Source organism: Holdemania filiformis, assembly GCF_003459085.1.
GTDB lineage: Bacteria > Bacillota_I > Bacilli_A > Erysipelotrichales > Erysipelotrichaceae > Holdemania > Holdemania filiformis.
The window spans coordinates 84476-96544 of the sequence record NZ_QRUP01000012.1 but is presented as its reverse complement, the minus strand read 5'-3'; the positions used below and the strand labels follow the sequence as shown (position 1 = coordinate 96544).

At 53.9% G+C, this 12069-nt stretch carries 15 protein-coding genes; 2 read left to right on the top strand and 13 right to left on the bottom strand.

Annotated features, from left to right (window positions below; translation table 11 throughout):
* Positions 1–209 precede the first annotated feature (209 nt).
* Positions 210–389, top strand: coding sequence for a hypothetical protein (locus tag DWY25_RS10680; RefSeq protein ID WP_006059679.1), 180 nt, complete (start codon positions 210–212; stop codon positions 387–389).
* A gap of 228 nt (positions 390–617) precedes the next feature.
* Here DWY25_RS10680 and DWY25_RS10675 read toward each other — a convergent pair whose 3' ends face one another.
* The 13 genes from DWY25_RS10675 to DWY25_RS10620 form a co-directional block, all read right to left on the bottom strand.
* A complete protein-coding gene (locus tag DWY25_RS10675; RefSeq protein WP_117895215.1) occupies positions 618–1322 on the bottom strand; it encodes a CBS domain-containing protein in 705 nt (234 codons plus the stop codon).
* A 44-nt stretch (positions 1323–1366) separates the two neighbouring features.
* Positions 1367–2071, bottom strand: a complete 705-nt coding sequence (gene dapD / locus DWY25_RS10670) for a 2,3,4,5-tetrahydropyridine-2,6-dicarboxylate N-acetyltransferase (protein WP_244925966.1) — start codon at positions 2069–2071, stop codon at positions 1367–1369.
* The gene (dapF, locus tag DWY25_RS10665) at positions 2062–2871 is read right to left on the bottom strand and encodes a diaminopimelate epimerase (protein ID WP_117895214.1); all 810 of its coding nucleotides are present in this window, start codon (positions 2869–2871) and stop codon (positions 2062–2064) included. The genes dapD and dapF overlap by 10 nt, the downstream gene beginning before the upstream one ends.
* A gap of 3 nt (positions 2872–2874) precedes the next feature.
* Positions 2875–3876: an aspartate-semialdehyde dehydrogenase gene (locus DWY25_RS10660; RefSeq protein WP_117895213.1), complete on the bottom strand. Its 1002-nt coding sequence runs from the start codon at positions 3874–3876 to the stop codon at positions 2875–2877.
* Positions 3877–4030: 154 nt separating this feature from the next.
* Positions 4031–4786: a carboxymuconolactone decarboxylase family protein gene (locus DWY25_RS10655; protein ID WP_117895212.1), complete on the bottom strand. Its 756-nt coding sequence runs from the start codon at positions 4784–4786 to the stop codon at positions 4031–4033.
* A gap of 107 nt (positions 4787–4893) precedes the next feature.
* A complete protein-coding gene (locus DWY25_RS10650) occupies positions 4894–5886 on the bottom strand; it encodes an aldo/keto reductase (RefSeq protein ID WP_117895211.1) in 993 nt (330 codons plus the stop codon).
* Complete coding sequence (locus DWY25_RS10645; RefSeq protein WP_117895210.1) at positions 5886–7064, bottom strand: MalY/PatB family protein; 1179 nt, start codon at positions 7062–7064, stop codon at positions 5886–5888. The genes DWY25_RS10650 and DWY25_RS10645 overlap by 1 nt, the downstream gene beginning before the upstream one ends.
* Before the next feature lie 14 nt (positions 7065–7078).
* Positions 7079–7435, bottom strand: a complete 357-nt coding sequence (locus DWY25_RS10640) for a cyclophilin-like fold protein (protein ID WP_117895209.1) — start codon at positions 7433–7435, stop codon at positions 7079–7081.
* Entirely contained in the window at positions 7428–7715 is a 288-nt protein-coding gene (locus tag DWY25_RS10635; protein ID WP_117895208.1) for a hypothetical protein, read from the bottom strand. The genes DWY25_RS10640 and DWY25_RS10635 overlap by 8 nt, the downstream gene beginning before the upstream one ends.
* Positions 7716–7718: 3 nt before the next feature.
* Positions 7719–7853 carry a hypothetical protein gene (locus tag DWY25_RS18040; protein WP_261795726.1) on the bottom strand — a complete coding sequence of 45 codons (135 nt, stop codon included), beginning with the start codon at positions 7851–7853 and terminating at the stop codon, positions 7719–7721.
* 42 nt (positions 7854–7895) lie between these two features.
* Positions 7896–8633: an amino acid ABC transporter ATP-binding protein gene (locus tag DWY25_RS10630; protein WP_117895207.1), complete on the bottom strand. Its 738-nt coding sequence runs from the start codon at positions 8631–8633 to the stop codon at positions 7896–7898.
* A gap of 13 nt (positions 8634–8646) precedes the next feature.
* Entirely contained in the window at positions 8647–9306 is a 660-nt protein-coding gene (locus tag DWY25_RS10625) for an amino acid ABC transporter permease (RefSeq protein ID WP_117895206.1), read from the bottom strand.
* A gap of 15 nt (positions 9307–9321) precedes the next feature.
* Positions 9322–10137, bottom strand: coding sequence for a transporter substrate-binding domain-containing protein (locus tag DWY25_RS10620; RefSeq protein ID WP_117895205.1), 816 nt, complete (start codon positions 10135–10137; stop codon positions 9322–9324).
* A gap of 138 nt (positions 10138–10275) precedes the next feature.
* Here DWY25_RS10620 and DWY25_RS10615 point away from each other — a divergent pair, with 138 nt between their 5' ends.
* Positions 10276–11163 carry a LysR family transcriptional regulator gene (locus DWY25_RS10615; protein WP_117895204.1) on the top strand — a complete coding sequence of 296 codons (888 nt, stop codon included), beginning with the start codon at positions 10276–10278 and terminating at the stop codon, positions 11161–11163.
* Positions 11164–12069: the final 906 nt, after the last annotated feature.

The window sequence follows — 12069 nt, the reverse complement described above, 5'->3', positions numbered from 1 at the left end:
AAACTGAACCCAAAATGAAACTGTAATTACTTTGCGAAAAATTATTTCATCATTTTTTTAGTGGGGTATTTTTACTTTTCCGCAATATTAAGAGTGTAGGGTTTTGTTGAGCCGCGGATGCCCGTCCGGATAAAGTCGACTTTTGGCCGTTTCAAATTCGATTCAAACCGACAGATTTTTGTCGCCTGTCTTCAAAGGAGGGCAATTCTATGGAACATTTCCTGGAACTTTTTATCACTGTGATTTTAAAAGTCGCACTGCCCTTGATCGAATGCACGATCAAGGTGATTAAATGCCGTCTAAAAATTATAGAGGCCAAAAAGAAAAGCGCTGCTTCAACACCCAAGAAGCACCAGCGCTCATCTGTCCGACGCCACCGTAAAAGGTAGCTCATGACGGGTGCCGCGTTTCAGCAACACCTTACACCTTTAGTATAGGCATTCCGAATGGAATTTCAACCTTTTTCTTCTCTTTTTGAGTTAATTTATTTAATTCAGCTATGCGATTGGCATACTCCCTATTATTCTGTTAAGCCTGTCTATTCTTACCGGCTGAAACAAGGAAATCATGAGGTGGACAAAGCTGAAAGGGGAGTTCATCGTTCCCCTTCCGTCACCCTATTTATCCAGCTCATACAACAGCGGCAGATCGGCGACTGTGATGATCCCGATCGGTTTCTGATGGGCACTTCCAGACTCCGTGATCAAAATCGCCGAGATGCTGACGCCGCGATGCAGGCTTGCCTCAAACAAATCCTGCGCTTCGGTCACGTCCGCCGTGCGGGGCAGAAACAGTACCCGTTCTTTCTTATCCTTAAAATACAGACAATCGCTGACCACACCGGAAAGCGGTTGATTCGTGCGGCTCTGGTGCAGCGTCCAGCGGGCGATCATCTCCATCGTTAACAGTGCGTGAAATCCCCCCTGGGCATAAACCGGAAGCTTGGAGGACCCCATCGTTTCCATGATGTCTACCGCTTCCCGGATTTTCGTCTGGGGATCGCAGATTTTCACCGGCTTGAGAAAATGCGCGCTGACCTTCGGCGGTTCGCAGATTTTCCGTGCCAGCTCCTCAATTTCCGCGACAACCTCGTCGATGGGAATCGCGATGATATGTCCCTCGTCAGAGCGCTGATGCACGATGGCATTGCGCAGATCGGCATACTCCTGCAGCTCCATTTCGTATTTACGGACAAGCCCGCTGCTGCGGGACGCCTGGTTTAATAATTGATAAAAGCGCGAATACCGCGTGACGCCGGTGATCTGCTTCAACTGCTTTTCGATCATCGCGAACGCGTTCAGAAACCGCTGTGCATTATCCATGGAAAACCCTCCTGATGAACTCTATTATATCAGGTTTTCCGTTTTCACCGCGAACTATCCCTCAGTTTTTCCACAATTTCAGTTTTTTTCCGGGTTTGTTCGTCTTTCCGCTTAATCAGGCGGGCGGGGACGCCGGCCGCCAGCCATCCCGGCGGCACGTCTTCCGTAACGACTGCGCCGGCGGCGATCACCGCGGACTTACCGATCCGCACCCCTTCCAGAATCACGGCATTGGCGCCGATCAAAACATCGTCCTCGATCACCACGGGTTCCGCACTGGCCGGCTCCAGCACCCCCGCCACAACCGCCCCGGCGCCGATATGGCAGCGCTGGCCAATTTCTGCCCGTGCGCCGACAACCGCGTTCATGTCGACCATCGTTTCCGCGCCGATCTGCGCGCCGACATTGATGACCGCGCCTGTCAGAATAACCGCGTTTTTCCCGATCTCCACCGCGTCCCGGATCCAGGCTCCCGGTTCAATCCGGCAAGGCAGATCCTGAATCGCAAGCAAAGGCCAGGCGCTCTGACGCTGCGGGCAGACTAACCGAACATCACGCAGCCGGTCTTTTTGAGCCTGCAGCTGGGGACGCAGACTGTCCCATTCGCCGATCACCAGCTTGAACGTTTGACCATAGACCGCAGCGTCCGTCCAGTGGGTCGGGGAGTCCTCATTAAACATCAGAAGCACTTCCGTACTGCGCGGATGATCATGCAGCTTCTGAATCAGTTCCTCCGTTTTCATCCGCATACTTTGACCTCCGCCTTTCCAATATACACCGACGGGCCGGTTAATAAGCACTGTTTGTCCGGCGCTTGTTTCACTTGAAGCAGACCGCCAGGACAGCGAACCTTACACGGCAGCGGACAAATACCGAAAATCGCCGCCGCGACCGCGCTGGCGCACGCGCCCGTCCCGCAGGCCAGGGTCCAGCCGACACCTCGCTCCCATGTCCTGACCTGCAGCTCGCCGTTTTCCTTCAGGCGAACGAAATCCACATTCGTGCCTTCCTTAAAAAACGGATGTCTGCCGATGGTGCGGGCCTGTTCCGCGCTGATGACTTCCGGATCGGCCGTAAAGAGTACAGTGTGGGGAACGCCTAGCCAGAAGCTGCACGACTGCTGCTGAGAAAGAAAAGGCGCGTGAAGCAACCCTGGAAGCAGCGGTTGATTCGTCATCCGTTTTGCATCAAAATCCGGAATGCCCGCTTCCACCTGACAGATAAACGGCTCGGTTGAACAAATCCACACGCTCCGCAAACCATCGCCGGTGCCGATCCGATACGGACGATCCGCTTGGATCCAACCCTTGCGGTAGGCATGATGCACAAAGCAGCGCAGACCGTTGCCGCACATCCCGGCCCGTGTTCCGTCCTGGTTCCACAATTCCATGCTGAGCGGATCCCGCCGGGCGATGATCAGACCATCCGCTCCGAAACCACGATGCCGGTCGCACAGCGCAGCGATCTGTTGGGGATCGATCACCGGCGTCCGGCTGCCGTCGGCAATCAGAAAATCATTGCCGCAGCCCTGATATTTTTCCAGGATCAAACGCTACACCCCTTTCTTCAACAATCCATTCTGCCAGGCCCATTCGCCGATCTGCACGGCATTGGTCGCCGCTCCCTTGCGCAGCTGATCGCAGCAGCACCACAGATGCAATCCGTGCGGACATGCCTCATCCCGGCGCAGCCGGCCGATCACCACAGCGTCGCTGTCGGTGCATTCCTTCGGCGTCGGATAGGGTGCTTCGTTGAGCACTAGCCCCGGGCATTCCTCTGCAGCCTGACGGATTGCGTCCAGACTGACTTCCGTTTCAGTTTCCACATAAATCGACTCCGAATGACAGCGGTACACCGGCACCCGCACGCAGGTGCAGCTGACCTGCAGCGCTTCATCATGCAGGATCCGGCGGCCTTCGTTCTGCATTTTCCATTCCTCCGCACTGATCCCGTTTTCATCGAAATCGCCGATCTGCGGGATGACGTTGAACGCGATAGGAAACGGGAATACCTCCGGGGCTGCGGACGGATCGCGGATCTGGCGTTCCAGCTCGTCCATCCCCTTCATGCCTGCGCCGCTGACGGCCTGATAGGTGCTGACGATCATCCGCTTTACGCGCGTCAGCTTCAGGATCGGCGAGAGCGCCATCATCGCCAGGATCGTCGCACAGTTGGGATTCGCCACGATGCCATGATGCCAGCGGATATCCCGGGCATTGATCTCGGGGATGACTAACGGCACATCCTCCTCCAGCCGGAAAGCACTGCTGTTGTCGACAAACAAAGCCCCGCTGCGCTGGATCAACGGCGCGTATTCTTCTACCAGATCGTTATCCACCGCCCCGAACACCAGATCGACATCCTTGAGGGCCGCCGGGGAAAATTCCTCGACAATCCCCGTCTTCGCGCCCAGATCGATCACCTTGCCGGCGCTGTGGGGACTGGCTAAAAGCTTTAACGAACGCATCGGAAACCGGCGTTCCTGTAAAATCCGGATCATCGTCCGGCCGACCGCGCCGGTTGCGCCCAGAACGGCGACATTCACTTTTTCCACATTCTCACTCCTGTCTATTCACTCTAAGATAGTAAAAAGCCCGGGAACGGCCTGGGCTTTTATCTTGAATCTGGGTGAATTTCACGAAAGGGCTGCCGTGATGGGCACGGCTGGAAAAGAACGGCTTCGCTCGAAGAATTCACTTTCCAAGCTGTTACGCGTTTTCCTCGTCTTGGGGCAGTGAATCGTACACGTCATCGGCGACAGCTTCCAGCCATTCGTTGTGAGTTTCTTCGCCGGGCACCTCGATCGCCAGATGGGTAAACCAGCTGTCCGCCGCCGCGCCGTGCCAGTGCTTCACGCCGGCAGGAATAACGACCACGTCGCCTGGATTGAGCGCACGGGCTGGCTTTCCCCATTCCTGATACCAGCCTTGGCCATCAACACACAACAGGAGCTGTCCGCCGCCGCTGAGCGCATGATGGACATGCCAGTTGTTGCGGCAGCCTGGCTCAAAGGTTACATTGGCAATCGGAATGCCTGTCGTTGTCAGCATTTTTAAATAGCTGTTACCGATGAAATACGGAGCAAAGGCAGTATTGGGCTCGCCCAGCCCGAAAAGTCCGCCATGGCCGGCAGGCTCCTCGTTCTCATTCCAGACTTCCTTGGCCATCCGGAACGCGGCCCAGGCCTTCGGCCAGCCGGCATAAAATGCCGCATGGGTCAGAATCTCCGCAATTTCCGTGCGGGTGATGCCGTTGTTCTTCGCAGTCTGCAGGTGATATTGGAAGGATGAATCCACCAAGCCCTGTGCCATCAAGGTGGTCACGGTGACTAACGAACGATCCCGCAGCGACAGCGCTGTTGTCCGGTTCCATACTTCACCAAAGAGAATATCGTCGTTGAGATGCGCGAATTCAGGCGCAAACTCGCCTAAATCCCGTCGTCCTGCCGTTTGTTTTACTGTCATATTTCTATCTCTCCTTTACTTATTTTCTTCACAGCCCAGCTTGCTTTCTGACGGGCTGTACTGTCTGACTTCCATGTCCGTGCTTGTTCAGCGCAGCGGACTTCCGATCAACGTCCGCCGTTGTCCGCCATGACGCCGACCAGGCGATGCGGTTGATAGAGTTCTTCCAGATAGCGGATTTCCGCTTCCATCAACTCCAGTTCGACAGCCCGGGCCGCGCCTTCGATCTGACTGGAGTTCGTGGCGCCGACGATTGGCGCGCTGACCTTACTCAGCAGCCAGGCCAGTGCGATTTCCGTCATCGACACGCCGCGCTGTTCTGCCAGCTCCGCCACCCGGCGGATGATCCTTGCATCCTGTTCGACGGTGGAATCATATTTGGATTTCGCGTAGAGATCTTCCTGCAGCCGCCGCGAAGTCTCGCCTGGATGTTTCGCCAGCCGGCCGCCGGCCAGAGAGCTGTACGGGGTCAGCGCAAGGTTGTCCTCAGCGCACAGCCGCATCATTTCGCGTTCTTCTTCCCGGAAGATCAGATTATAATGTCCCTGCACGGAAATGAATTTCGCAACCCCGAGCTGTTCCGCCACCGCGTTCGCCTTTGCCAGCTGATAGGCGTAACAGTTGGAAATTCCCAGATAGCGGACCTTTCCGGAAGTCACGGCACGGTTCAGTCCGGCCATGATCTCTTCCAGCGGCGCGCTCGCATCCCAGCGGTGCAGAATATACAAATCGACGTAATCCATGCCGAGATTTTCCAGGCTTTGATTCAGCATTTGTTCAATATGGCCGCTGACCGTGATTCCCGCCTGAATCTGTTCCGGCGTGCGCGGCAGAAACTTCGTCGCGACGACCACGTCTTCACGTTTGGCCAGTGTTTTAAGCGCCCGGCCGACATATTGTTCGCTGGTGCCGCCCTGATATGCCAGTGCGGTATCAAAGAAATTGATTCCCTGGCGCAGCGCCTGTTCCAGAATGTCGCGGGTCTGATCGGCATCCAGTGTCCAGCGGTGCTGACCCTGACGGGGATCGCCGAAGCCCATACACCCCAAACAGATTCTTGAAACCTGCAAGTCTGAATTTCCCAGCTGGATGGTCTTCATTAAGCTACCTCCGCGCCTGTTTCGGCGCAAAACAACCGGACGCCGCGGATCAGACGATCCAGGCCATCGTTAAGCCGCTCAGAGGAAACGGCGACGTTCATGCGCAAAAACGTCCTGCCGGCCTGACCATATTCCTTTCCTTCATTGAGAAGCAGCCCCGCTTTTTCAGCCAGAAAATCTGCCAGCTCAGCGCTGTCGGCGCAGATTTTTCCGCAGTCAATCCAAAGCAGATAGGTAGCCGGCGATGAAATTACATGCAGCTGCGGCAGTTCCTGTTTCACGGTGTTGATGACCGTCTGTTTATTCTCAAAAATCTTACACCGCAGCGCCTCCAACCATGAATCACCATAAGTCAACGCCGCCACCGCGGCTTCCGCCGCAAAAACATTCGGCTCGGCAATTTCATCGGTGTTGATCGCCCGCCAGACCTTATGCCGCAATGCGGGATTGACCACGACTAACGCCGCAGACTGCAGCCCGGCTAAATTGAACGTTTTCGTCGGGGCGATGCAAACGACCGACAGCTCGGCACAGGTGGGCGAGACCGAGGCAAACGGCGTATATTCATAACCCGGATCCGTCAGGTCGCAGTGGATTTCATCCGCGATCACCAACACATGATGTTTCCTGCACAGCTCGCCGATCCGCGCCAGTTCTTCTGCGTCATATAATTTGCCGATCGGATTGTGCGGATTGCACAGAATCAACAGCGAAGTCTGCGGATCCGCCAGCGCCGCCTCCAAGGCCGGCCAGTCCACCGTGTAGCCGTTTTCGTCATAGTGAAGCGGACACTCCTGCACCTGCCGGCCGTTATTCACCACGGAATTAAAGAAGATATTGTAGACCGGCGTCATCAATACGACCTTTTCCGCCGGCGTCGTCAGCTTGCGGACCAGGCTGGAAATCGCCGGAACCACGCCGGTGCAAAACAACAGCCAGTTCGCCTCAATCGGCCAGTGATGCCGCCGCAGCCACCAGTTCTGATAGGCCGGCTTCCAGGCCTCAGACACCAGCGTATAACCATATGCCCCGTGCTGTGCCCGGCGCAGAATTGCTTCCTTGACCTCCGGAACGGTTTCAAAATCCATATCGGCCAGCCCCATTGGCAGCTGTCCCTCGGCAACCTCCCATTTCATTGAATCAGTTCCGCGCCGATCCAGCGTCTGATCAAAATTCATCCTATTTTCCTCCTTCACTCACTGACGACCGCAAATTCAACCTCAACCGGACCGGAGCCTACCGCTTCCGCCAGACCTTCCGGGTTTTCAATTGCGCCCAGCACCGTATAATCATACGCCGTCGTAAACGACTTGTAGAATAAGACCAGACAGCTGCCGCCGAACAACATCAGATCGCCCGCTGCGATGGTGTTCGGATATACTGAGCGGGTCGGCAGATTTTCCTTTAAATAACAGTATTTCTCATTGCCGTTCAGCTCATCCATCACCACGGTCATCGGCATTTGATAACATAACGCCTGCGCCGCCGCACAATGATTGAGCCGGGCCTTAAATTCCCGGCCGCGGATTGTGATTTTAATTTCACTCATGCTTGTCCTCCGCTTCTTTCTTTCGCTGTTCCTTTTCCATCTGATATAACAGATAATCAAGACAGTCGATTTGTTTCTGGCCTTCGTGAATTTTATCGAGCAGGCAGCGCCGATGTTTTTTCAGAACTTTCACCTGATCCTGGCCGCAGCCGCAGCAGCCGATATAACAGCCGATCGTCGTTTCATCGCAGCCGGCGTCTTTTAAATTCTGCAGGATTTCTTCACTGACGTTTTCAGTCTGGATATTCTCCGGATTGGTTTTCCCGTTTTCTCTGTTCATCGCTCAATCCTTTCCGCTCCGCCTGAAATGGACGCGGGTCTGAATTTTGAACACTTCCGCTGCGGTGCAGGAAGCCAGTTCCGCGTCGATCACCTGCGCCGCTGACTGGACTAAGCGCAGACGGTCTGATGTTTTCATACGCAGTCCTCCTTCTTGATCTCATCTTTCATTTTCGTCCGCTTAACGATTTTGCAGCGTCTTTAGAAACTGCCGTGTGCGTTCCTTCTGCGGCGCGCCGAAGAACAGCTCTGGTGTATTTTCTTCCACGATGACGCCTTCGTCCATCAACAGCACACGGCTGGCCACCTGGCGGGCAAAGGTCATTTCATGCGTCACGATCAGCATCGTCATGCCTTCCTGCGCCAGCGTCCGCATCACACTCAGCACTTCGCCGATCCATTCCGGATCGAGCGCGGACGTCGGTTCGTCAAACAAAATCACCTCCGGCTGGGTCGCGATCGCACGGGCAATCCCCACCCGCTGCTGCTGACCGCCGGACAGCTCATGCGGGTACGCATTGTACCGGGCCTGCAGCCCGACCTTGTCTAACGCCTGAGTGCCGATGCTTATCGCTTCCGCCTTCGGCATTTTCCGTCCGATGATCAGCCCTTCCATCACGTTTTCCAAGGCTGTTTTATTACGGAACAGATTGTAGTTCTGAAAGACGAACGCCGTCTTCTTGCGCAGCCGGATTTTGTCTTTCTTCTTAACCGCGTTCAACTGCAGCCGCTCGCCGTCAAATTCCATCGTTCCCCGGTCGGCCTGTTCAAGGAAATTGATACACCGCAGCAGCGTTGTTTTCCCGGAACCGCTAGGGCCGAGGATCGTGATGACGTCGCCCTTTTCCACATTGATGGAAACGCCCTTCAGCACCTCTGTCGGGCCGAACGACTTGTGAACATCCATAATTTTCAGCATTTGATCTTCCTCTCTAATACTGCGGCATTTTCTTTTCCAGCCGCCGCTGCAGGGCTGTCAGCACGGTGCAGAAAAGCAGGTAGATCAAACCGACCTCGCAATACAAAGCAAACGGCTCATAGGTTCGGGCGGCAATCCGCTGTGAAGCCATGAACATTTCTAAAATGGTGATATTCGCCGCCAGCGACGTATCTTTCACCAAACTGATCAGCGAGTTGCTTAACGGGGCAAACGCGGTCCGCATCGCTTGCGGCAGGATGATCCGGCGCATTGTCTGGGCGTAGGTCAGGCCTGCGCAGTAGCCGGCTTCCAGCTGTCCGCGGGGCACCGACTCCATCGCCGCGCGGATCGTTTCCGCGGCATACGCTCCGGTATTGACGGAAAACACGATCACCGCCGAAGGAAATGCATCGAGTATAATTCCCAAACTGGGCAGACCGTAAAAGATCACAAACAGCTGCACTAAAAGCGGCGTACCGCGGATCACCCAGATGTAAAACCGGGCAATCGGCTTCAGCACGCGGATTTCAGCCACCTGCACAAGCGCGGCGAGCAGCGCCAGGATCAGGCCGAAGGTAAACGACAGAATTGTCAGCGGGATCGTCATCGTCAGTCCGGGAAGCAGAATCTGCCAGAAGGACTCGATCAGAATCCGCAGGATGCGCTCATTCATAGACCCGCCTTCCTTCTAGTCGGCATTCGTAATATCCGAACCGAAATATTTTTCTGAAAGCCGCGCCAGCTCGCCGGAATCGCGCATCGCCTGCAGCGCGTTGTTGATCGCTTCCACCAGCTCCGGATTGTTTTTCTTCACCGGAATCAGGGAAGAGGTCGTTGAATCGGTCATCGCCACGATCGTTACCGGCGCTTCCGGATGCTGCTTGAGATAATCATAGAACGCTGTTTCCGCGTTGAGCGTCGCGTCGGCCCGGCCGCTGGTCAGCAGCTCCACGCATTGGGTCAGGGTATCGACGCTGACAACTTCCGCGCCATAGCTTTCCGCCATCCGGCCCCAGCTGCTCGTCATGTTCTGCGCCGAGCGCCTGCCCTTTAAATCGTCAAAGCCGGCGATCTCCGGATGGTCCGCAGCGACTAACAGCGCCCCGTGAACATAGGTATAGGGATCGGAGAAATCATACTTTTCAGCACGTTCCTCGGAATATTCAACCTCGTTGATGACCGTATCGATGCGGCCGGCATCCATGCTCGCAAACAGTGAATCCCATTCCGCTTCTACAAATTCCGCTTTCACGCCCAGCTGCTCGGCAACGCCGCGCGCCACCTCGACGTCAAAGCCGACCAGCTCGCCGCTCTCGTCGTGATAGCTGTTGGGGGAATAGGTACCTTCCGTTCCGATCCGCAGCACCCCGCGCTGCTGGATCTGGCTCAGCAGATCCACACCCTCTTGACCCTGAATTGAACCGCCGCTTTGGCAGCCGGATAGAATGAATACTACGGCCGCCGCGATAAGTCCGGCTCGTCCCCTCAAACTTTTATATTTCATCCGATTGGTCCTCCTTTAATTTTCGTCTTCATTGTACTGCTCGCTTTTTTCAATAACAAATACTTATATCTAATACATTATCATGCTTGAAAAGCATAGAACTTCCATGGTATAGTGACAAAAAAGGAGGAATGAGGGATGGAACTTCGCGTACTGCATTATTTTTTGACGGTTGCCCGGGAACAAAGCATCACCCGCGCTGCACAGTCCCTGCATTTATCCCAGCCGACGCTCTCGCGCCAGCTGATGGATCTGGAAGCGGAAATCGGCAAGCCGCTGCTGATCCGGGGCAGCCGGCAAATTGCCCTGACGGAGGAAGGGATGCTGCTGCGCAAACGGGCCCAGGAAATCCTGGACCTGGTGACGAAAACTGAAAATGAACTGGCCGCCGAGGAGACCGTCGCCGGAGATATTTACATCGGTGCCGGGGAAACCGACGGATTGCGGATTTTGCTTCAGACCGCGAAGTCGCTGCGGCGGGAGTATCCTGGTATTCGGCTGCATATCATCAGCGGCGACGCGCCGGATATTGTGGAAAAACTGGACAAAGGTCTGATCGATTTCGCGCTGATTTTAGGCGATCGCGATTTTTCCGCTTATTCAACGCTGGCGCTGCCTGCCCGGGATCACTGGGGCGTGTTATTGCGCCGCGATCATCCGCTGGCCGCTTACCCGGCAGTCGAAGCGGAGATGTTAGCGGATCAGCCCTTGCTTCTATCCCGCCAGGTTGATAACAAGCACGCGCTTTTGCGATGGCTGAAAAAAGATCTTTCCCAGCTGACGATCGCCGCGACCTATAATTTGATTTATAATGCTTCATTAATGGTTGACGAGGGCATGGGCTGTGCGCTGACGCTGAATAAACTGATCAACACCGAAGGCAGTTCCCTGTGCTTCCGGCCTTGTTCGCCGACAGTGGAGATGGAAATGACGCTGGTCTGGAAAAAGTATCAGATTTTTTCCCGTCCCGCCCAGATATTCCTGGATGCCCTGCGTCGTCAGATAGAACTCCCGGCTGAAAACTGAGACGCTCCTGAAACTGTCAGTTTTCAACTCTCAGACTGATGAAGACAGGCAAAAAAATCCGGCAGATGTCGGATCTTTTTATGAGATTCATCGCCTGATTTTCAGATCAGTCACGTTCTTATTTTGAGATTTATGCCTGCTTTCTGCGGGGTAAATCACAGCTTGGCAATTCTATCCCGGATTCTGCGCTTTGCCTTAAACAGGAAACGTGCGGCATATTGTTCATTTTTCACCAGAATCTCATAGGCTTCGATTGTGCCCAGCAGTCTCATCGCCAACTGATTTTCAAAGCATACTATTCATTTGATATTCCCCGACATATAAAAAACGCGCTGCTGCTAAACTCTGATAGTCCGTATGTTTAAAGACTGGCAATCGCGATCTATTATCTTCTATTATTGAATAACGAAACGTCGAAAATAAGAGCATTTCTATTTCAAATCAAGACACAAATCAATTACTGGTCAAGCAACGAACTGTCTCGTTTCAGCAACTCATTCTAAAAAGAAGGCACTTTCATAAAAAACATTTTAACTCTCATATCCAGCTTTCGTCCAAACAGTCAGTTCAATGCGCTGGCCACGGAATCCACCCGCACCGCGGCGAAGGCCGATCATTCTGTAATAAAAGCTTCAACTGAATCTCTTCACTGACTGTCTAAGCTGCTGACGTAAACTATGCTTCATTTTCCAGGATATAGCTATGGAAATCGCTGATAAAATAGTAAAGGACGATGTAAAAAAGAAATTTATCTAACAATTCAATTATATCAAAACAATTTATAATTAAACAGACTATAGATAAAACTCATTTTACATTATACTTTCATTGTAAAATGAAAGGATAACCTAACTGGATAATAGGTAGCAATCAATGGACTAGTTTACTATGTTTTGATTCATGATC